The 21,739-nt window shown below is 39.4% G+C and carries 15 protein-coding genes; 12 read left to right on the top strand and 3 right to left on the bottom strand.

The features are described from left to right. Positions 1 to 393 precede the first annotated feature (393 nt). The 6 genes from glgB (at position 394) to I6N96_RS18390 (ending at position 10,666) form a co-directional block, all read left to right on the top strand. The gene (gene glgB, locus I6N96_RS18365) at positions 394 to 2,319 is read left to right on the top strand and encodes a 1,4-alpha-glucan branching protein GlgB (RefSeq protein ID WP_245187050.1); all 1,926 of its coding nucleotides are present in this window, start codon (positions 394 to 396) and stop codon (positions 2,317 to 2,319) included. 121 nt (positions 2,320 to 2,440) lie between these two features. Beyond that, positions 2,441 to 3,583, top strand: a complete 1,143-nt coding sequence (locus tag I6N96_RS18370) for a glucose-1-phosphate adenylyltransferase (protein WP_209559032.1) — start codon at positions 2,441 to 2,443, stop codon at positions 3,581 to 3,583. Then, entirely contained in the window at positions 3,573 to 4,727 is a 1,155-nt protein-coding gene (glgD, locus tag I6N96_RS18375) for a glucose-1-phosphate adenylyltransferase subunit GlgD (RefSeq protein ID WP_209559033.1), read from the top strand. The genes I6N96_RS18370 and glgD overlap by 11 nt, the downstream gene beginning before the upstream one ends. Further along, on the top strand, positions 4,724 to 6,160 hold the full coding sequence (glgA, locus tag I6N96_RS18380; protein WP_209559034.1) for a glycogen synthase GlgA: 1,437 nt from the start codon (positions 4,724 to 4,726) through the stop codon (positions 6,158 to 6,160). Before glgD ends, glgA begins: the two co-directional genes overlap by 4 nt. 162 nt (positions 6,161 to 6,322) lie before the next feature. After that, the gene (locus tag I6N96_RS18385) at positions 6,323 to 8,716 is read left to right on the top strand and encodes a glycogen/starch/alpha-glucan phosphorylase (RefSeq protein ID WP_430650181.1); all 2,394 of its coding nucleotides are present in this window, start codon (positions 6,323 to 6,325) and stop codon (positions 8,714 to 8,716) included. Positions 8,717 to 8,842: 126 nt separating this feature from the next. Continuing rightward, entirely contained in the window at positions 8,843 to 10,666 is a 1,824-nt protein-coding gene (locus I6N96_RS18390; RefSeq protein WP_209559036.1) for a glycoside hydrolase family 13 protein, read from the top strand. Between the two features lie 128 nt (positions 10,667 to 10,794). Here the strand turns inward: I6N96_RS18390 and I6N96_RS18395 are convergent, their stop codons facing one another. Next, a complete protein-coding gene (locus tag I6N96_RS18395; RefSeq protein ID WP_209559037.1) occupies positions 10,795 to 11,835 on the bottom strand; it encodes a BtrH N-terminal domain-containing protein in 1,041 nt (346 codons plus the stop codon). Between the two features lie 410 nt (positions 11,836 to 12,245). On the opposite strand from I6N96_RS18395, the gene pbp4 reads away from it, so the two are divergent. Together pbp4 and I6N96_RS18405 are read left to right on the top strand one after the other, a co-directional pair. Beyond that, positions 12,246 to 14,273, top strand: a complete 2,028-nt coding sequence (gene pbp4 / locus I6N96_RS18400) for a penicillin-binding protein PBP4(5) (RefSeq protein ID WP_209559038.1) — start codon at positions 12,246 to 12,248, stop codon at positions 14,271 to 14,273. Between the two features lie 816 nt (positions 14,274 to 15,089). Further along, complete coding sequence (locus tag I6N96_RS18405) at positions 15,090 to 16,316, top strand: L-lactate MFS transporter (protein WP_209559039.1); 1,227 nt, start codon at positions 15,090 to 15,092, stop codon at positions 16,314 to 16,316. A 130-nt stretch (positions 16,317 to 16,446) separates the two neighbouring features. Here the strand turns inward: I6N96_RS18405 and I6N96_RS18410 are convergent, their stop codons facing one another. Then, positions 16,447 to 17,316: a LysR family transcriptional regulator gene (locus tag I6N96_RS18410; protein ID WP_209559040.1), complete on the bottom strand. Its 870-nt coding sequence runs from the start codon at positions 17,314 to 17,316 to the stop codon at positions 16,447 to 16,449. A gap of 116 nt (positions 17,317 to 17,432) precedes the next feature. Here I6N96_RS18410 and I6N96_RS18415 point away from each other — a divergent pair, with 116 nt between their 5' ends. The 3 genes from I6N96_RS18415 to I6N96_RS18425 all read left to right on the top strand — a co-directional run bounded on the left by I6N96_RS18415 (position 17,433) and on the right by I6N96_RS18425 (position 19,351). Then, the gene (locus I6N96_RS18415) at positions 17,433 to 18,002 is read left to right on the top strand and encodes a DapH/DapD/GlmU-related protein (RefSeq protein ID WP_209559041.1); all 570 of its coding nucleotides are present in this window, start codon (positions 17,433 to 17,435) and stop codon (positions 18,000 to 18,002) included. Positions 18,003 to 18,179: 177 nt separating this feature from the next. Then, positions 18,180 to 18,569 (top strand): cyclophilin-like fold protein, encoded by a 390-nt coding sequence (locus tag I6N96_RS18420; protein WP_245187051.1) that lies wholly within the window; start codon positions 18,180 to 18,182, stop codon positions 18,567 to 18,569. Between the two features lie 35 nt (positions 18,570 to 18,604). Continuing rightward, complete coding sequence (locus I6N96_RS18425) at positions 18,605 to 19,351, top strand: SDR family oxidoreductase (RefSeq protein ID WP_209559042.1); 747 nt, start codon at positions 18,605 to 18,607, stop codon at positions 19,349 to 19,351. A 118-nt stretch (positions 19,352 to 19,469) separates the two neighbouring features. Here the strand turns inward: I6N96_RS18425 and I6N96_RS18430 are convergent, their stop codons facing one another. Further along, positions 19,470 to 20,303 carry an AraC family transcriptional regulator gene (locus tag I6N96_RS18430; RefSeq protein ID WP_209559043.1) on the bottom strand — a complete coding sequence of 278 codons (834 nt, stop codon included), beginning with the start codon at positions 20,301 to 20,303 and terminating at the stop codon, positions 19,470 to 19,472. A gap of 155 nt (positions 20,304 to 20,458) precedes the next feature. Here I6N96_RS18430 and I6N96_RS18435 point away from each other — a divergent pair, with 155 nt between their 5' ends. After that, positions 20,459 to 21,739, top strand: coding sequence for an ABC transporter substrate-binding protein (locus I6N96_RS18435; protein WP_209559044.1), 1,281 nt, complete (start codon positions 20,459 to 20,461; stop codon positions 21,737 to 21,739).

Consider the following 21,739-nt stretch of genomic DNA (forward strand, 5'->3'; position numbering starts at 1 on the left):
GTGCAAAATAGAGATAATTATTATTGAGCTTAAAATTTATAGAGATAGATTATTTTGGTAAATAAAGAGTGATTGACGGAGAAGAAAATGATGGATAGTTGAATTTTTTTCAAAAAAAAGGAACAAGCTTTTTATTATAGGAAGAAAAAACATCTGCCGCTTTTTTACTTACCTATATAAATAGAAGAAAATCAATAGAAGTATAAATATATCAACAAATGTAATCGCTTTCATGGTAAAATGAGATATAGGATTGTTCTATCCTTAAATAACGGATTCATCCCATTAGCACACATATTTAAATGTGCGTAAATATGCCTTATTTATGCATAATTATCATTCTTTCTTTATAATCAAGTAGAGTAAGAAAATCAAAATTGGAGGAGGTTGGGAATGAGCGAATTGGATAAGCCGGAGCAGATGGAAGACAATGATGAACAAGTCTGTCGTTTTCTTACCGGAGAAAATTTTTATAGTCAGCATTATTTTGGGTTTCATAAGATTCTAAGAAATGGTCTATCTGAATATGTGTTTCGAGTATGGGCACCAAATGCTGAACAGGTATGGCTTGTTGGTGACTTTAATGACTGGACTGATTCTCTGCCAATGTCGAAGCTTGAAGAGTGGGGTGTTTGGGAGATATATACCGAATTGCCTGCTGAGGGAGATTTTTACAAATTCAAAGTTCGTCAGTCAGGAGGAAGAGAAGTATTTAAGATCGATCCTTATGCCATTGCTTTTGAAGAACGGCCGGGAGATGCAGCTGTTATTCATACGATCCCAGATAAAAGCTGGAAGGATGGTTTATGGCAGGGACGTAAAAAACGTTCCGATTATTTTAAACGTCCGATGAACATTTATGAAGTGCATGCCAGTTCATGGAAACATAAGGCGGATGGAACACCCTACACGTTCAAATCATTGAAAAAAGAACTGATTTCTTATGTTAAAGAGATGGGCTACACTCATATTGAGTTCATGCCTTTGATGGAGCATCCTTTAGGGATGTCATGGGGATATCAGTTGATTGGCTATTTTGCATTGAGCTCCTATTATGGTACACCAGAGGAATTTCAGCAGTTCGTGGAAGAATGTCATCTAAATAATATTGGTGTTTTAGTCGATTGGGTACCGGGACATTTTTGTATCAATGACGACACCTTGCCTTATTATGATGGAACACCGCAGTTTGAGTACGAGGACCCGGATCGGGCGAAAAATGTTCGTTGGGGTTCTTTAAATTTTGATTTAGGTAAGCCGCAGGTTCAAAGCTTTTTGATTTCCAGTGCGCTTTTTTGGCTTGATTTTTATCATCTGGACGGCATTCGTGTAGATGCAGTTTCAAATATGCTTTACAGAGATTACGATGAAGGCGCATGGCTGCCAAATCATGAAGGGGGCAACCGGAATTTTGAAGGTTATTATTTTTTGCAAAAGCTTAATGCAGTAATCAAACTGGCGCACCCTAAAGCAATCATGATTGCAGAAGAAAGCTCATCAGAGACGAAGATCACTGGTTTGATTGAAACAGGGGCATTGGGATTTGATTACAAATGGAATATGGGCTGGATGAATGACACGCTTCGATTTTACGAGATGGACCCTGTCTTTCGAAAAGATCATTTCAATTTATTGACTTTTTCCTTTATGTATATGATGGATGAAAGTTTTATTTTGCCTCTGTCTCATGATGAAGTGGTACATGGGAAGAAGAGTTTGATGCATAAGATGTGGGGGGATCGCTATAAGCAGTTCGCTCAGTTAAGGAATCTATACGTATACATGATGGCACACCCTGGTAAAAAACTGTTATTCATGGGGAGCGAATGGGGGCAATTTTTAGAGTGGAAGTATGATGAAGGACTTGAATGGCGGGATCTACAGGATGATATGAACAGTAAAATGCAGCACTTTACTCGCGTGCTGAATGCACTTTATAAGGAGCAAGGAGCACTTTGGGAACAGGACAACAGCTACGATACGATTGAGATCATTGATGCGGATAATAGTCAGGAAACAGTTCTTAGCTTGATACGTAAAGGAAAGAAGAAAAAGGATTTTCTGATCATTGTCTTGAATATGACTCCAGTCGAACGTCAGGATTTTCAAATTGGTGTTCCTTATGAAGGGGTGTATGAAGAAATTTTAAATACTGAAATGAAGGAATTCGGGGGGACTTGGAAGAATGGGAACCCACCTGCAGTTGCTGAACCGGAAACCTTTAAGCAATTTGGCTATCGAATCAAAACCATTGTACCGGCATTAGGTGCAGTTATCTTGAAGCCGAAGGAGATCGTCGTACCAAAAAAACGAAGATAGTGTTTTGTCGACTGAAAGAAAGCTTCAGTTTTCTGATCAAGGTGGACAGTTTATAGTGCTATATAGCTTTTGAGGATGAAAGGAGGTAGGGTGGATTTATTCATGTTCACCTGTACGAGAGATGAATAACGAAATGTTAGCAATGATTTTAGCCGGAGGGCAAGGAACAAGATTGGGGAAACTAACTAAAAACATCGCCAAGCCCGCTGTACCGTTTGGCGGAAGATACCGTATCATCGATTTTACCTTAAGTAATTGCGTTAACTCCGGTATTACAGATGTTGGGGTAGTCACTCAATATCAACCCTTAGCATTGAACAGTCACATCGGTAATGGTGCAAGCTGGGGGTTGGACGGAATCAATTCAGGTTTGACTATTTTGCAGCCGTACTCAAGCTCAGATGGTGAAAAATGGTTTCAAGGAACAGCTCATGCTATCTATCAGAATATCGCCTACATCAATCAGAAGAATCCTCAATATGTCCTGATTCTATCTGGGGATCATATTTACAAAATGAACTATGAAGCAATGCTGGAAGAGCATAAGAGTAATAATGCTTCTTTAACAGTTGCGGTTATTGAGGTGCCAATCAAAGAAGCTTCACGCTTTGGTATCATGAACACCGACGAAAACGACCGGATCATTGAATTCGAGGAGAAGCCGGACGAGCCCAAAAATAACCTGGCATCAATGGGAATCTATATCTTCAACTGGGATCGTCTGAAAGAGATATTGACAAACAGTCATTCAAAAGACAGCCAGATGCTGGATTTCGGAAAAAATGTGATTCCCTCTTACCTTGATTCCGGAGAAAATGTGTATGCCCATCGTTTTAGCGGCTATTGGAAGGATGTTGGAACGATTGATTCACTTTGGGAAGCCAACATGGAGTTCATTGATCCTGATAATGAATTCAATATCCGTGACTTGTCTTGGCGTATATTTTCCAAAAATACCAGTTCTCCACCTCATTTCTTAACAGAAACAGCGTCCGTAGAGAACTCGTTGATCGTAGACGGCTGCTATGTTGCTGGAACAATCAGCAATAGTATTCTGTCGACTGATGTTCAGGTAAAAGGAGGCAGTAAAATAGAAAACAGTATTATTATGCCTAGAGCTAAAATTGGGGAGAATGTTTTGATAAAAAATGCAATCATCGGTGAGGATGCGGTAATTGGTGATAATGCAGTCGTTTATGATGAGGATGAGATAGTAGTGGTTGGTTATTCTGAAGTAATTGGGGTGAAAAGCGATGAAGACTAATAGAATGTGTGCAATTATTGGCAATATAGAGAGATTTGAAGAACTGATGCCTTTGATTGAAAAACGACCGTTAGCTACCCTTCCGTTTGATTGTAAATACCGATTGATCGATTTTCAATTGTCGAGTTTGGTCAATGCAAATATTGATCGTCTTTTCATGGTGTTTAACGAAGGAGAAACCCAGTCGGTGTTCGATCATATTGGGGGAGGAAAGGAATGGGATCTGGATTCATTGAAAAATCGCTTTTTCACTTATTTTTATCAGGACTTTATTAAGCGAAAAGCTGAGGGAAAACTATATTACAGTTCCTTGATCGATTATTTACAGAAATCTAAGTCAGAGTACACGGCATTCATGGGTAGTCGGATGCTTTGCAATTTGGATTTAAGAGCTATTTTGAAAATTCATCAGGCGCAGCAGAATGATATGACGGTTGTCTATAAGCGAGTGGATAAGACAAGTGTTTGCTCTGCGGATATGCTGCTGAATATCAATGAGGAAGGCAGCGTAACAGGTACGCATTCATTACAAGATAGTGATGCGGAAACAGAGAAGGTCGCCTTGAGTATGGAGGGCTATATCATTCAAACGGATTGGCTGATTGAAAAATTAGAATGGGCTCAGGAAAACGATGGTTCGCCAAGCTTAGTAGATTTCATGAAGGAACAATTTGGACAAGCAAAATGCTCGACTTATGAGTATACGGGCTATCTCAAAAATATTTATGATATCCAGTCTTACTATAAGGCAAATATGGATATGCTGGACCCGCAGAAATTCAATGCGCTGATGTATTCAAATCAAAAAATTTATACGAAATTAAAGAATGAGGTGCCTACGTATTATTCTGCAACCTCTCATGTGAAAAATAGTCAGTTCGCAACAGGCTGTGTTGTGCAGGGGACGGTAGAGAATTCACTGGTTTCTCGGAGAACGAAGATTGCTGAAGGGGCTGTAGTAAAGCATTCAATCATCAATGCAAGTGCTAAAATCGCCTCTGATGCCCAAGTTGAATATGCTATACTGGACAAAGGTGTAGTTGTTGATCCAGGCGTTCAGATCAAAGGAACACCAGAAGAGATTGTCGTGATTCGAAAAGGAGCGCACGTCACTAGTGATGTATTTGGAGGAGAAGGGAAATGAATATTTTATTCGCAGCAGCAGAATGTGCTCCGTTTTTCAAAACAGGAGGATTGGGTGATGTAGCTGAGGCCTTGCCTAAAGAGTTGAAAAAGAAGGGTCTGGATATTCGAGTTGTCTTGCCGTATCACCAGCAAATGCCGCAAAAATATCGGGATCGTTGTGAGGATGTGCTCCATTTCTATGTAGATGTTGGCTGGCGGCACCAGTATTGTGGTGTGAAAAAGCTGGAAATGGATGGAGTAATCTATTACTTTATTGATAACGACTATTATTTTGGCCGAGAAGGCTTATATGGTTATTATGATGATGGTGAACGTTTTGCGTATTTTCAGCTGGCTGTGATTGAAATGATGGAAAAGATTGATTTTGTTCCGGATATTCTCCATAGTAATGATTATCATACGGCGATGATCCCTTTTCTTATTCGAGAGAAATATCATTGGATTCAGGATTATCAAAAAATTGAAACCGTTCTGACTATCCATAATATTGAGTTTCAAGGTGTGTTTTCTGCAGATATTCTGCCGGATCTATTTGGAATGGGAAAAGAGCGTTACTTTGACGGCACCGTACGCTTTGATGATAATGTGAACTTTTTGAAGACAGGGATTTTGTATGCCGGTCGTGTCAACACGGTTAGTCCTTCCTATGCACAGGAGATCCAGACCTCAGAGTTTGGAGCTGGTTTGGATGGTGTTCTACGGATGGAAAAGGATAAGCTGAATGGGATTCTAAATGGCATCAACTATACACTCAATGATCCTGAAACTGACCCGTTAATCCCAGCTAACTTTTCATTGGCTGATCTGACAGGCAAAGGAATCAATAAATCAGCGCTGCAAAAAGCGATGGGCTTGCCTATAAAGGAAGATGTACCATTGTTTGCAGTTGTCAGTCGATTGACCCATCAAAAAGGGTTCCAGCTGATCATGGACGAGCTGGAATATATGATGGATGGAGATATCCAACTAGTTGTCTTAGGAACAGGAGAAGCTGGATTTGAGCAGGGCTTTAGAGATTTTGCAGCACGTTTCCCTGAAAAGTGTTCAGTCAGCATATCCTTTAATGTCAAGCTGGCTCAGCTATTTTACGCAGGGGCAGATGTCTTCCTGATGCCGTCAGCGTTCGAGCCTTGTGGTTTGTCCCAAATGATTTCGATGCGTTACGGTACATTGCCGATCGTACATGAAATCGGCGGATTGAAGGATACTGTGATTCCATATAATGAAGAGTCTGGAGAAGGAACAGGTTTTGGTTTCTATGAATTCCGCTCGTTTTATTTGATGGAAACGATCAAGCGAGCAGCGGCGTTATACAAAGAAAAACCATCTGTGTGGCAGCAGTTAGTCAAAGCTGCCATGGCGAAAGATTTTAGCTGGGAGCAGCCGGGGCAGGCCTACATTGAATTGTACCGATTGTTGATTGAAAAGTGAGTTTAAAATAAATTTTTCCGATTGTTTTATGATGGAATGATTTATGGCAAAGCTTGTGACCATCAATTTTCAGTGAAGATAGATGAGGTTGAGACAACAGTTAAGTTGTCCCAGCCTCTGCTTTTTAAAACCGATAAGAAGGGGATTTAGTTACTAATGAGGATTACGAAAGAGCAGTTTAAAACCGATTTTAGGCAACGTGTGCAGGAAAAGTTCACAAATGAAGTCGAAGAAGCGTCAAATGGCGAACTCTTTGCTTCATTGGGGGCTGTGATTCAAGCCTATTATTCCGATGAATGGAAGGAAACAAGAAAGGCGACACGAGACGACAAATGTAAGCAGGCCTATTATTTTTCTATTGAGTTTTTACCAGGTAGAATGTTGAAAAGTAATCTACTTAATATGGGGCTGCTGGACATCGTTCGCGACAGCTTGAAGGAGCTTGACATTGATTTGGAAGAGCTTTGCAAAATCGAAAAGGATATGGCTTTAGGAAACGGCGGTTTAGGAAGACTTGCTTCTTGCTTTATGGATTCGATTGCTTCCAGCAGTCTGCCGGGAAACGGCAATGGGATTCGATATGATTATGGATTGTTCAAGCAGAAATTTGTAGACGGCAATCAAGTGGAGCTGCCGGACGAATGGCTTCGAGAAGGTAATGTTTGGGAGGTTCGCAAGGCCAGCAAGGCGGTCAATGTTAATTATGGCGGGCATGTCTACCTAAAAGAAGATGAAGCAGGTCGCTTGAAGCCTGTTTATGAAAATCAACAAGTATTGCGGGCAGTTCCTTATGATACGGGGATGGTAGGTTTTCAAAATGATATGGTAAACACCTTGCGTTTATGGTCAGCTGAGATTCCTGATTTTGAAGAAAGCAATTATCGGAGTATTGAGGAACGACGCGATTTTCGTGATTTAACTTCTGTACTTTATCCAGATGATTCGAACTATGAAGGCCGTCTGATGCGTCTGGTACAGGAATATTTCTTTGTTTCAGCAGGAATCCAAAGCATCATTCGCTCCCATAAAAAGAGCGGTCTTGCAATGAAGGATTTAGCAGAATATATAGCGATCCATATCAATGATACACATCCCGCACTTTGTGTTCCTGAGCTGATGCGGTTATTGATTGACGAAGAAAATTTGAGCTGGGAAAAGGCATGGGATATCACAGTAAAAACAATGAGCTATACAAACCACACGATCATGGCAGAAGCTCTCGAAAAATGGCCAGTATTCATGTTGCAGGAAGTTGTTCCGAGAATATTCCAGATCATTGAAGAAATTGATCGTCGGTTTGTAGCAGAAATGACTTCGTTGGTGGATCAAGAGGTCATCGAACGGACAAGGATCATCAAAGACAATCAGGTTCATATGGCTCATTTGGCGATTATCGGCAGTCACAGTACCAATGGTGTTGCGAAGCTGCATTCTGATTTGCTGAAAGGTATCGTCCTTCATGATTTTTACGTGCTCTATCCGGAACGTTTCAATAATAAAACCAATGGGATTGCTCAGCGACGCTGGCTTCAATTGGCTAATGAGCCGCTGGCTGGATTTTTGGATCAAACGATTGGAACCTCATGGCGGAAAGAAGCGAATGATTTACACTTATTAATGAATTATAAGAATGATTCAACTGTCCTCCAAACATTGGCAGATACAAAGCGCTTGAATAAGGTACGGTTGGCACAGTATATTTTAGAAACGACTGGGATTGAGGTATCCCCGGATGCCATTTTTGATGTTCAAATCAAACGACTCCATGCATACAAGCGTCAGCTATTGAATTTACTTCATATTTTGAAGCTGTATTTTGATTTGAAGGCTGATCCGAATGCAGATATCTATCCACGAGTATTCATTTTTGGTGCTAAAGCAGCACCGAGCTATACCTATGCTAAATACGTGATCAAGTGCATCAATGAAGCAGCCGATTTGATCAATCACGACGAAGAAATTCAAGGGAAGTTAAAAATAGTCTTTCTGGAAAACTATAATGTTTCTTTAGCTGAAATGATAATTCCCGCTGCCGATGTAAGTGAACAGATTTCTTTAGCCTCCAAAGAAGCTTCAGGAACCAGCAACATGAAGCTGATGCTCAACGGAGCTGTGACAATTGCGACATTAGATGGAGCAAATATAGAAATTCGAGATGTCGTTGGTGATGAAAATATTGTGATATTTGGCTTGACAGAGGAAGAGGTTTATCATTACTATGAAACACAAAACTATCAGGCAATCAAAATCTATGAAACGGATTCAGAGCTTCAACGGATATTGAATGCATTTATTGATGGAACGATTCCTAATATTCAGGTTGAAGGACAAGAAATTTTTGATTCCCTGATTCGATATAATGATGAATACTTTACCTTACGCGACTACCATTCTTACGTTGAAGCACAAGAGAAAATCGAGCGCCTTTATCGTGATAAGAAACGCTGGCAGCAAATCAGCTTGATCAATACTGCAGAAGCAGGTCACTTTTCTTCTGATTACACAGTTCGACGCTATGCAGAAGAAATTTGGCAGATTGAACCAGTTAAAGGATAAAAGAAAAAACGATATAGATCCTGTAAAAGAGTCTGTGAACAAAGGCAGATTTCTGTCTAAGCATAGAAAGAATGAAGCATTTAAAAATTCACTTTTACAGGATTTATATACTATAGGAGAAGTACGATGACCGCAATTTATTTTAATTCCTGGCTTGAAGAATACAAACATCCTTTTGGGGCAATCCAACAACTGAATACTGCTCATTTTTCTATCAATGTTAAGTCTGCAGGAGTTGAGAAAGTGTCATTGATCATGAGAAAAGAAGATGGAGAACGGGGATTCGAGCGTTTACCCATGACAGCTGAAACAGATGATTTTTACAAGTGTTCCTATACATTTGATCAGGGAAAGGGCTTGTACTTTTATTATTTCGAGGTACTATGTAATGGCGAAGCAACGATCTATTGCGGTTCTAATCAAGGCAATGGAGGTATAGGGGTTCTGTCAACAGCCATTGAAGAGGTTCATCCTTATCAAATCACGTGCTATGAAACACATGATCCAGCACCTGATTGGTATAGAAATGGCGTTGTTTACCAAATATTCCCGGACCGTTTTTTCAATGGCAATCTTCATCGTGAGATCTCTCATTCTAAAAGGAATACGTTTATTTATGGAACCTATGAAGATGAACCGCTGTATCTAAAAGATGAGAATGATGAAATCATTCGCTGGGATTTTTTCGGCGGCAACCTGATGGGGATCATAAAGAAAGTTCCTTATCTAAAATCGTTGGGAGTTACTGTGTTGTACTTAAATCCTATTTTTGAAGCAGCCAGCAATCATCGCTATGATACAGGGGATTATTTCGCAGTAGATGGAATTTTAGGAGATGAAGAAACTTTTGAGCAGTTGGTTTCGATTCTTCATGAAAATGATATGCGATTGATTCTGGATGGTGTTTTCAGCCATGTAGGCAGAAACAGTCGATACTTCAATCATGACGGTCGATACGGTAAGGGATCAGGTGCCTATCAAAATATTGAAAGTCCATATTATCCGTGGTTCAGCTTTTCCGAATCCCCTGAAGAGTACAAATCTTGGTGGGGAATCAAGGATTTGCCGGAAATTAATAAAGACAATACAGACTTTCAGCAGTTTATTTATGGTAAGGATGGTGTGCTGGATAAGTGGACTAGTTTAGGTGTGGACGGCTGGCGACTTGATGTTGCCGATGAACTGCCTGATTTCTTTATCACAGGGATTCGTCAAAGGTTGAATCAGTATCCCGAAAAGGTTTTGATTGGTGAAGTCTGGGAAGATGCGTCCAAAAAAATATCCTATGATCAAAGAAGAGAATATGTTTTTGGCAACGCACTTCATGGCGTCATGAATTATCCATTTCGAGAAAGCATTCTTGCGTATCTTGATGAAAAACAAACTTCTCAACAGTTGGCAGAGCAGCTGACTATTTTGCAGGAAAACTATCCAGAAGCCATTTTTTATAATAATTTAAACAATATTGGTACACACGATACGGAACGAATATTGACTCTGTTGGACAATAATACAACGAAGCTTTCTTTTGCTTTAGGCTTGATGTTTATGCTTCCTGGTGTTCCAACGATTTACTATGGGGATGAAGCTGGTCTGACTGGCGGCAAAGATCCGGCAAATCGCAAATTCTTCCCTTGGGAAAACCAGGATCAAGCTATTTTTGAAAATTACCAAAGATGGGTTCGTCGCAGAACAGAGAATCCTATTTTAGCTCAAGGAGGTTTTTATCCTTTCTATACGGACGAGCTTCTAGGTGTTTTACGGTGCCACAAAGGGCAGTCAGCACTTTATTTAGTGAATTTGACTGACAAGGAAGTAGCTGTTTCCATAGATAATCTGCATTTTACGAAAGCATTACCGATTTTTGAATCACTGCTTCAGGAGTTATTGAAAGATGTTGTGATTGCTGAGCATTCGGATTGTTTCATCATGAAAAATGAAGAGGATTGATCTACTGACAATTGGCTTATGCTGTTAGAGGGAGAATGATTGATCTATAGGTTATTTCCACTCATATATTCGAAAAATAAACCTCCACCAGTCAGATTAGTGGAGGTTTATTTTTTAGAATACACTCTCTAAAAAAGAGTCTCTAGTTCAGTTAAGAGTGCTTGTTCTTTTTTATAGAGTTTTTGGATTGTCTGGGACATTTCAGGAAGCAGTTTACGATCAGCGGTTTCGTGCAGCCTCCACATATCATCGGAAAGCTCATCCCAAAAAGCAGCAAGCTCCATGAAGGCTGTACCAATGGTTTCCAGCCTGTGTTCTTCAAGAATCGGTGCGGCTTCAATCAAGAAACGACCAAACAAGCTGCGAAAAATACCGCCTCCGGTTCCTCCATCTTTGTTGATTTGGAAGTAATTCGTCGCTCCAGCTGTTCGCAGTTTGTCATCATCAAAGTTTTTCCAACTGATGACTTGCTTCGAAAATTTTTCAATTCCTTGAATGCCTTTCAATTTTGCCTCAGGATACAGCATTTTTTTAAGAGTGTGTGTAATGGCAGTCATAAGACATTCTTTTTTAGGTGATTGATAGCTTGAGAAATCAAAGCGGATACTTTTATTGTTAGCTGGAAAAGGGCGATGCTTACTTCCTCTGGCAAGGGCTAAATCATCGTATGAGATCAAATGATAGTCCTGCTGGCTCGGTCCGTTTGGCATTCGGATCGGATAATCAGAATTATCTCGATCGCTGAGATAGAAGACTTTCTCTGTGTCATCAAAGCCATAGATGATAACAGCATGGCCGCCGAAATGAGTATCTTTGTCTAATGCAAAATAAGGTAGAAAAGCCATATCCGTGTAGATAAGGAGCGGTTGATTCTCAGTGATACTTTTCTGAGCGTTAAGGAGGGCTTGTTCGTTACTTTTTGGTTTTTGGATCGTCAGCTTGATGCCTAAATTAGCTGCTAAGTTCTTTTCAAAATCGAGGATTTTTGATCGCCCTGAAACCATTGGCGAATGTCGTAAATTGATATAGGTAAAATCTAAACCTTCCCCTAATCCAAAGAGCATTGCTTCAGAAAGGGGATGCCCGTGATAAGTGAAAAGCTGCTTTAATGCATGGGTAATACAATGCTGTCCGCCGGTCGGCGTAAAATCAGTTATGATATGCTTCATTATGAGGACCTCCATAGTCATTGATTGATACAGATAGCTGTTCTGTAAGTTCAGTATAAACTCGTTCCTAAGGAGAGAGTCAATGGGAGAAAAGGAATTTATATCTTCAATTTTGAAATGAAAAACACTAATCTATGTGCATTTGACCAATCGGCTTATTTAGAAAGTTGTTTTTTTTAACTATTCTTTGCTTGCGCCATATCTTTTGATTGGCTTCAATTATCAGTTATAGGAGAAGATATATATATGCCAACATCGTTCACTTTTTTACCAAAGCGGAATCTTAAGAATCCAATAAAAAAATGATAACTTTGACATAGAGACTATTTTTGCCTACTTCGACATTGTAAAATATATTGAGGAACATTTTGCTTATTCCTACTATGAAAATGTTGAAAAGGAGAATTGGTATGGGGAAACAAGGAAATAAAAAGATCATTGTTGGACTAGCAGCAGCTGGTATAATTATTTGTTCAATAGCAGGCTATTTCATTGTAAAAAGTCAAAACGAGAAAAAGAAAGTTGAAAACACAGTTAGTAAGTACACGGACTCGTTAACAAAACAAGAATTTTCAACATACAATAATCTGTTTTCAGAAGAGTCATTTACTAAATATGACACAACAAGGGATGAAGTAGTTCAAAGATATGAAACCATTTTTGCAGGCATCGGGGTAAAAAATATAAAGGTAGAAGATGTAGCAACAAAACCCAAAGATGATTATTACGAAATTTCCTATAATTTAAAGCTGGATACGGAGTTTGGCGAAATCATTACTGAAAAATATACTGTTGATATGAAAAAAGCCGATGAAACCTATTCATTTACTTGGACACCGGCGTTGATTTTTCCAGGCATGAGTGCTGATGATACGATCAAGGTATCCACTGACGAAGCAGCCCGTGGTGAAATAATGGATAGAAACGGAATAAAAATTGCAGAGAATTATGATTATCAGCAAGTAGGAATAACTCCGGGGCAGCTTGGAGAAGGAGCTGATAAAGAGCAAAATATACAGGCAATCAGCGACAAATTTGGTGTTTCCACTGACAATATAAACGAAAAGCTGAGTCAAGCTTGGGTACAGGATGATCTGTTTGTACCTATCAAGACATTAGAAAATTCATTGAGTGTTATGGAAATAGCAGCACTCCCTAGCGGTGCAGCCATCGGCAATACAAATCAAAGGCACTATCCTTATGGAGAAGCGACAGCTCATTTGTTAGGTTATGTTGGAAAGGTCAGCGCAGAAGACATTGAAAAAAATCCGGAGCTATCTGAAAATGATTCGATTGGAAAATCCGGATTGGAAGCAGCTTTTGATGAAAAATTGAGAGGGAAACGTGGTGTCAGCATTGATATTGTTGATGAGAAAGGTCAACCGCAAAAAACACTTTTAAAGATTGAAAAAGTAGAACCCACCAATATCACATTGACTATAGATAGCGAAGCACAGAAAATTGCTTATGACTCATTAGGTGGAAAGCCTTCAACAGCAGTTATATCAAGTCCTAAAACGGGAGAGCTACTGGTTGCTACAGGTGCGCCTTCATATAACCCAAACAAGATGGTACTGGGGATTTCTGAAGAGGAATACAAGGTCTACGCAGAGGATACGAATTTACCGTTCATGTCACGTTTCGCCAATCGTTATGCCCCTGGCTCAACCTTTAAGACTATCACGGCAGCGATCGGACTCGATTCCGGTCATATCACTACAACAGAAGAACGAAGTATTGATGGGCTGAAATGGCAAAAGGATGATAGTTGGGGCGGCTTTTGGACAACTCGGGTAAAAGAAACACCGGTGGTTGATCTAAAAAAGGCACTGGTTTATTCAGATAATATTTTCTTTGCACAAAAGAGCTTGGAAATGGGAGAAGATGTTTTCCGAAGCGGGTTGAACAAGTTCATCTTTGGAGAAGAATTGGATTTGCCGATCTATATTGAACCGGCAAGTATTTCTAATGAAGAGACGTTCCACTCGGACATTCTTTTGGCTGACACGGCATATGGACAAGGTGAGTTGATGATCTCGCCAATTGCTCAATTGACGATGTATAGCGTATTCATGAATGATGGGGCGCTTGTTTACCCTCAGATAGTTAAGGACCAAGAGGTGAAAACGAAAGCTGATGTTGTTGGAGCTGAATCTGCAAATATTGTGTTGAACGATTTGATCGATAGTGTTGCCTCACCGGAAGGATATGTTTATAACTTATATAATCCTGATTTTGCATTAGCTGCTAAAACAGGAACAGCTGAGATAAAGGAAAAACAGGACACTTTGGGAACAGAGAACAGCTTCTTACTATTTTTTGACGTGAACAATCGCAACTTCATGGGATTGATCATGTCTGAAAATTCAAGAGAAAACGGAACTGCGACGGAAAAAGCGAGTGCGGTGGTTCAATATTTAGAAGCACATTATCAATAGTAATATAGAATTGAAATGTTTTTGACAAATATTGTTTAAGAGTTGAGCATAGAATGTCTCAACTCCTCTTTTTTATTGGAGGAGCAGGCTTTAGAGCTGCTCTAACCCAAATGTGATGGCAGTTTTCTCAGAAATCTCTATGAAAAAATCCATTTTTTCAATTGACTTATATATCTGTACTGGTACAATGTATGTTAAATGATAATTGTTATATAAAAGGGGAGCTTCTATGGTCGGTATCAAAGTATGGAGTTTCAAAATATTTTTGGTGTCAAGTGAACAATGAAAGCACTGTTAAGGAGAAGTAACTGCCTTAACCTAATTGTTCATGAATAAAAAAGAAAGAAGTATGATCAGTTGAAATGACTATTGAGTATTTGTTTGATAAAAAAGCAAGGAAAAATAATTTGGAGAATAGCGGAAAATAAATAGAAGTTAGACGTTTTTTTATTTTACCCTATTTTTCGCTTATATAGATCCTATAGAGGATTCTGCGCACGAAGAATTGCTCTTTGTTAAAGGGAGCAAAATGAATGTTCACTTCTGTAATAGTGTTTGTATATCTGAATCCTATTGAATGTCGCGTTGCATGAGATGTTTTTTTGATTGTTGCGTAAACAAAGGAAAGCGTTTAATTAACGGAAGTTATGTGCATGGTAAAATAAAAAATCTATCTGAATCTTGTTGAATAATCAACAAATAAAGAGCGACCTTTGTTGTAACATGTATAGCAAAGGAGTAAGAATCAGCTGTTATTTATTTAATAAGATTCATCTATTTATTGACTGCTGTTAGATGATAAGGAGAGATTTTTGAGTGAGTAAAGTGAAAAACCGGTGGCTAATTGCGCTGGCAGGCGTATCTGTGCATTTGTCTATAGGTTCTGCCTATGCTTGGAGCATTTATACCAAGCCGATCAATGAATTGACAGGATGGTCACAGACATCTATTTCATTTGCTTTCAGTATAGCCATTTTTTGTTTGGGTATATCGGCTGCATTTATGGGGAAATTTGTGGAACATTATGGTCCTAAAACGACAGGGACAGTGGCTTCCATATTCTTTGGAGCTGGGATTGCATTGACAGGTGTAGCGATCCAAGTTCAATCCTTGCCATTACTGTATGTGACATATGGTCTTATCGGAGGAATTGGGCTAGGTTCGGGGTATGTGACACCAGTATCAACAATGATTCGCTGGTTTCCTGATAAAAGAGGTCTGGCAACTGGATTGGCGATCATGGGCTTTGGTTTTGCCTCATTGATCACGAGTCCAATTGCTCAGTTTCTGATGGGAAAAGTAGGGATTTCCAATACATTTTACGTATTAGGTGCTATGTATTTCTGTGTGATGTTTCTTGCATCCCGCTATCTTGAGAAACCACCAGTTGGATGGAAACCAGAAGGAATGGTTGAAGAACAGAAACCGTTTGACGGTCAGAAAATTGAGGCTTCAGAAGGACTTACTGCAAACGAAGCGATTCGCACACAGAAATTCTGGATGCTATGGATCATGCTGTTTTTGAATATTACATGCGGTATTGGGATTGTATCGGCTGCTTCACCAATGGCACAGGAGATGACAGGCATGTCAGATCAAATGGCCGCGGCTATGGTTGGGATCATGGGGATTTTTAATGGCTTGGGACGTTTGTTCTGGGCAACAATCTCTGATAAATTCGGCAGGCCAAAGGTGTATTCAACAATTTTCGTTGTTAACGCATTGGCATTGACAGCCTTATACTTTTCTAGTTCAGCCATTTTCTTTGCTGCATTGGTTTGTATCATCATGACCTGTTATGGTGCAGGCTTCTCGATTATTCCAGCATACATTGGCGATGTTTTCGGAATGAAAGAGGTTGGTGCGATCCATGGGTATATATTGACTGCTTGGGCGGCTGCCGGAGTGGTAGGTCCAGTCTTATTGTCTACAGTAAAACAAATGACAGATGGGTATACAACCACACTGCTTATTTTTATTGTACTATCAGGGATTGCCTTCACGGTATCGTTGATCATGCGCAGAAAATTGAATCAAAAATAGAAAATCGGAGAGCAAATCCAACTGGATTGCTCTCTGTTTTTTGTTTATTTGAATCAGTCTGTTTGGAAATGAAGCCTCAGCTTTTTATGGAAAAGCGCTGCTTTTAAAAGGATTTTCCTGTAAGTACAATTTATTCCTTTTTAGATAATAATTGCAAAAAAGCTTTGGAAGCATTAGAAAAAATTTGATTTTTCTTCCATATAATATTGATATTCGCTGTTAATGGAGGTGCGAAAGGAACAAATACTAAATTTGTATTTGCTGTGGGGATGATACCGTCAATACAAAGAGCACTAGCAACATTTTGCTTAACGAGCAACGAGGCATTGTAAAGCAGATTATAAGTGCCGATAATTGTTAAATGTTCGATATTTTCTCCAAACCATTCTGCAAGTTGATTATCAACGGATGATTGACTGGAAATGAGCAAGGGAATATCAACAATATCCTCAGGAGCAATCGTCTTTTTTTCAGCTAAGGGGTGGCTGTTGTTGATCAATACGCCCCAGTGATCGGCTAAAGGAAGACGAAGATATTCATACTTCTGTTTTTCAACAGGATCGATGACTAGCCCGAAATCAAGCAATCCTTGATCGATTTTATCCAATACATCGTCTGCATTGCCGCTATAAAGCTTGAGCTTTATATCTGAATACTTTTCTCTGAGTTCGTGTAAAAGAATTGCAACAAATTCAAATGCCTGTGTCTCTCCGCCGCCGATACTGATTTCCCCGCTGATTACCTCTTCCGACATCAGATTTGCCGTTGTTGAGTCAACTAAGGATAAAATCTCTTTTCCTTTATTAGCTAAATAGATTCCTTCTTCGGTCAATGTAATGGTCCGATTCCCTCTTGTAAATAGAGTAACTCCTAATTCTTCCTCTAGCTCTTTCAATTGTTTTGAAAGGGTTGGTTGAGAAAGGTGAAGCGCTTCTGCCGCCTTACTGATAGTCTTTTCTCTAACAACCGTCAAAAAATAATTTAACACTCGTAATTCCAATCAATACACCTTCCTATAGAAAAAAGTTATGGATAAGTATTCTGTATAAGTATTAGTCAAGTATAACGGAATTACGTACAATAAAGCTAGTAAAAAAAGAATTAGGAGGAAGAGATATGGCGGGTTTTAGCTTGCAAAAAAGATTACTTGATCAGGATATACTACCAGACTCAGCATTAAACAAAGAAATTCATCTCGTGAAGAAGAACAATGAGCGTCTATTAGCGGAGATAAATACTCAATACCGCACAAACGAAGAGCTGTTGTTTTATCTTGAAAAAATTATTGGTAAAACGATTGATGCCTCCACGACTGTGTCACAGCCTTTCTATAGCGATTTTGGCAGACATATCACGTTAGGAAAGGATGTTTTCATTAACAAGAACGTTATGTTTGTTGACTTGGGAGGAATCACGATCGAAGATCACGTGCTGATTGGTCCTGATGCCAGACTGATCACAGTCAATCATTTAACTGATCCTGAGAAGAGACGTGGGCTTAGAGTTGCCCCTATATTGGTTAAAAGAAACGCTTGGATTGGTGCGAATGCAACGATCTTACAAGGAATAACGATTGGAGAAAATGCAATTGTTGCAGCTGATTCCACTGTAACAAGAGATGTCCCAGCTAACGTGATTGTTGCTGGTAGTCCGGCAAAAAAAATTCGAAAAATCGATCAAAAATAGGGGATGAGAATAGCGAATGATAAAGTATTCTAAGAATGAAAAGGATGGAGGTTAATGAATAGAAGCTGGTCGCTTTTCGTTCTAATTTCTCTGAGTAGTCTATACTTTTCCGCGTGTTCATCAAGGGCGTTCGAAGATACTGCTGCTTCTAACTCTCTGAAATATTCGGACAATCAAATGATCACCCAAGAAACAAGTGATGAAGCTCGTGGGGAGCAGGAAATGATTACTAGACAGTTAAGGATTGAGGAGCAACAGTTTCAGCTGGAGTTGGAATCAAACGAAGCGGTTGACGCTCTATTACAGGCATTGCCGATATCGGTTTCAATGACAGACCTCAATCAAAATGAAAAATATATGTATTTATCTGATTCCTTACCAATGGCACCTGAAAAAGTGGGGCGGATTGAAAAAGGAGATGTACTGTTATTTGGCTCAGACTGTTTCGTGATTTTTTATAAAGGCTTTGATACTGAGTATTCTTATACCCGAATAGGAAAAATCAAAGATGCGGATGCGTTGGAATTCCTTGAAAATACTGAGACAATAAAGATACATTTGGAATAGGTGACAACAATCAAAAAATCGAAGGAGAGAATCAAATGGCAATTAAGAATAAAGTAGTTATTATTACAGGAGCTTCTTCAGGGATTGGCGAAGCGACAGCTAAACAATTAGCTGAAAAAGGAGCAAAGCTGGTACTGGCAGCCCGTCGAGAAGAAAAATTGATCAAAATAGTTGATGAGATCAATAATCAAGGTGGTAAAGCAGTATATAGAGCAACGGATGTGACAAAACGAGAAGACAATCAAAAATTGGTAGAGTTTGCGAAGGCAACCTATGGCAAAATTGACGTGATTTTTCTGAATGCCGGCATTATGCCGAATTCTCCATTATCTGCTTTAAAGGTAGATGAATGGGATCAAATGATCGATATAAATATCAAGGGTGTTCTAAATGGTATCGCTGCCGTACTACCTTCATTCATTGAGCAAAAATCGGGACATATAATCACTACCTCTTCTGTAGCTGGATTGAAAGCCTACCCTGGCGGAGCAGTCTATGGTGCTACCAAGTGGGCGGTACGTGATTTGATGGAAGTGCTGCGGATGGAATCTGCACAAGAGGGAACCAACATTCGGACAGCGACTATTTATCCGGCAGCGATCAATACAGAACTGCTGGATACAATCACAGATGAGCAAACAGCGAAAGGAATGACTGGATTATACGATCAATACGGAATTGCGCCGAATCGTATTGCCAGCATTGTAGCTTATGCGATTGATCAGCCGGAAGATGTGAATGTCAATGAGTTCACTGTTGGTCCGACAACTCAACCGTGGTAAGTGATAGCTTGATTACTAAATTATAAAAACTGCTGAGGCTCACTATTTTACTGAAAAACACCTATGAAATATCCCTAAGGGGTTCATTTCATAGGTGTTTTTTTATGACCAGCCCTTTTTATCCCTGCTCTTTGAAGTTTTTAGCGTACTGCTTTGGTGTTACAGTAGTGATTTTTTTAAAGGTGCGAATGAAGTTGGAGTAGTCATTGAAGCCAGATAAATAGCATGTATTTAATACGTCGTTTCCATTTTCCAGATATTTTTTTGCAGCCGAAATCCGGCTTAATAAAATATAGTGATAGATGCTGCTGCTCAGTTCCTTTTTAAAGATTCGATTCAAATAAATACCATTATGAGAAAAGTTCTGTGCCAGCATATCCACTGACAATTCTGAGGAGCTTAAGTTTTCTTGGATGAAAATCAACATGTTTTTAACCAGCTCAGGTAAATGACTGTCTAAAAGGGCTTCCTCACTGCTGGCCGCACAACGATTGGCATAAAGCAGGATTCGTATCAATAGGGAGGATACTTCCAAATCATGACCGTAAGGGGAAGGGGCATTGTATTCATTTGTCAATTCCTTCATCAAACTAATCATATGCAGTAGCTGAGTTTCGGAAAGCTTGATCAACGAAATTCGTTCATTGAAGGTTTTTAGAAGAGAGGTTTTTTCAGTAGACAACATTTCAGCAAACTTGTGAGAAAAATGAATTGATATTCGTTCATACAACGCATCAGACAAAAGCTTTGGTCCATGTATTTGGTTATTATTGATGAATAGTAGATGCCCCGGTTGAAGCTCAATCGCTTTACCATCAATAAAATAGCGAACGTCTCCCCTGATAAAGAGAAATAGTTCCAGATGATTATGAAGATGCAGTTTGATTTTCGGCACATTGATATTGTAATAGCAGTCAATTTTCTTATGGAAATGCTCAATAAGATAGTCCATTCAATTTCTCCTTTTTAAGTTTGTTTTTGCATGTTTTTATGTTCGAAAACGCAAAGAAAGCGCTTTTGTTTCATACTATAATCACATTGTAAGGCAAAAAAAAGAAATGTCAAAGAACCGTTAAAAATTTTTTGACAAAGAAGGAGATCATTGGGATGAAAAAATTTCTGAAGCTCGCATTACTATCTAGCTTGTTTGTCGGTGTTTTATCAGGAGTTGCTGCTTGTGGAAAGGGCGAAGCAGATGACAAAGCAGAATCTAATGAATTATCCGTTGCAGCTTGGGCATATGATGCAAATCCGGAGTTCAAAGCAATGGTGGAAGCATTCGAAAAAGAAAATGAGGGTGTAAAAATTAAAATCGTTGATATTGCCGCTGATCAGTATGAAGATAAAGTGACAACAATGCTTTCTGCCGGGGATTCAACAGATGTACTAGGTATCAAAGGTGTCGGCAGCTATGTCAATTACGCAACAAAAGGGCAGCTGCTGGATCTTTCTGAAGAAGCAGAAGCTATTGAAAATCCTGAGAATTTCAAAGGAAATCTTGATGGATATAAGCTAGAAGGAAAATACTATGCATTACCATTTAGGAAAGACATTTACATGCTCTTTTATAATAAAAAACTCTTTGATGATAATAAAACGCCTTATCCGGAAAATCTGACTTGGGAGGAATATGAAGAGCTGGCGGAAAAGCTGACGACTGAAAAAGATGGAGAAAAAATCTATGGTACTTACCATCATATTTGGTACCCGATTCTTTTATGTACAGCTGCCAACCAAACAGACAGCTCGTTGTTAGATGGGGAATACGGCTTTGCAAAAGAGTATCTTGACCGATGGATTCGTATGCAGGATGCAGGGGTTACAATGGACTATTCTTCCATAAAGACAGCTAGTGTAACCTACGCTTCTCAATTTGAAACGGAGAAAACAGCAATGATGCCGATGGGTAGTTTTTATCTTGGTAAATTGCTGAATGCGGCAAAGGAAAATCGTACAACTGTAGAGTGGGGGATCACTTCCATGCCGCAAAATGAAAAAGGGGCTGTTAGTACCTATGGCGGGCCTTCCGGCTTCGCAGTCAATAAAGGTGCTAAAAACCCTGAGCTGGCGAAAAAATTTGTCAGTTTCTGTGCCGGTGAAAAAGGAGCGAAGGCTGTTGCTGCAATTGGCATGACACCCGCTTATCAGTCGGAAGACGTGATGAATGTTTTATATACGCTAGACGGTATGCCTCAAGATGAAGAAAGTAAGAAAGCATTGAACCCTGATAAAAATGGTTGGGAAATGTTGCCAGACCCGAAAGCGGCTGAAATCAACGCAGTCATCAATGAAGAATACGATCTGATCATGGTTGAAGACAGCCCCGTGAAAAAAGGGATCGACGCATTGAATAGTCGTGCGAAAGAAGTGTTGGAAGAAGACAATTGA

The sequence above is a fragment of the Enterococcus larvae genome, assembly GCF_017830045.1.
In the GTDB taxonomy this organism is placed as follows: domain Bacteria; phylum Bacillota; class Bacilli; order Lactobacillales; family Enterococcaceae; genus Enterococcus_L; species Enterococcus_L larvae.

Coding starts and splice junctions, on each gene's coding strand:
- I6N96_RS18415 (WP_209559041.1), top strand. CDS start 17,433: ATGGCGGGTTTTAGCTTGCAAAAAAGATTACTTGATCAGGATATACTA.
- I6N96_RS18430 (WP_209559043.1), bottom strand. CDS start 20,303: ATGGACTATCTTATTGAGCATTTCCATAAGAAAATTGACTGCTATTAC.
- I6N96_RS18420 (WP_245187051.1), top strand. CDS start 18,180: ATGATCACCCAAGAAACAAGTGATGAAGCTCGTGGGGAGCAGGAAATG.
- I6N96_RS18435 (WP_209559044.1), top strand. CDS start 20,459: ATGAAAAAATTTCTGAAGCTCGCATTACTATCTAGCTTGTTTGTCGGT.
- glgB (WP_245187050.1), top strand. CDS start 394: ATGAGCGAATTGGATAAGCCGGAGCAGATGGAAGACAATGATGAACAA.
- I6N96_RS18395 (WP_209559037.1), bottom strand. CDS start 11,835: ATGAAGCATATCATAACTGATTTTACGCCGACCGGCGGACAGCATTGT.
- I6N96_RS18390 (WP_209559036.1), top strand. CDS start 8,843: ATGACCGCAATTTATTTTAATTCCTGGCTTGAAGAATACAAACATCCT.
- I6N96_RS18370 (WP_209559032.1), top strand. CDS start 2,441: ATGAATAACGAAATGTTAGCAATGATTTTAGCCGGAGGGCAAGGAACA.
- pbp4 (WP_209559038.1), top strand. CDS start 12,246: ATGGGGAAACAAGGAAATAAAAAGATCATTGTTGGACTAGCAGCAGCT.
- glgA (WP_209559034.1), top strand. CDS start 4,724: ATGAATATTTTATTCGCAGCAGCAGAATGTGCTCCGTTTTTCAAAACA.
- I6N96_RS18425 (WP_209559042.1), top strand. CDS start 18,605: ATGGCAATTAAGAATAAAGTAGTTATTATTACAGGAGCTTCTTCAGGG.
- glgD (WP_209559033.1), top strand. CDS start 3,573: ATGAAGACTAATAGAATGTGTGCAATTATTGGCAATATAGAGAGATTT.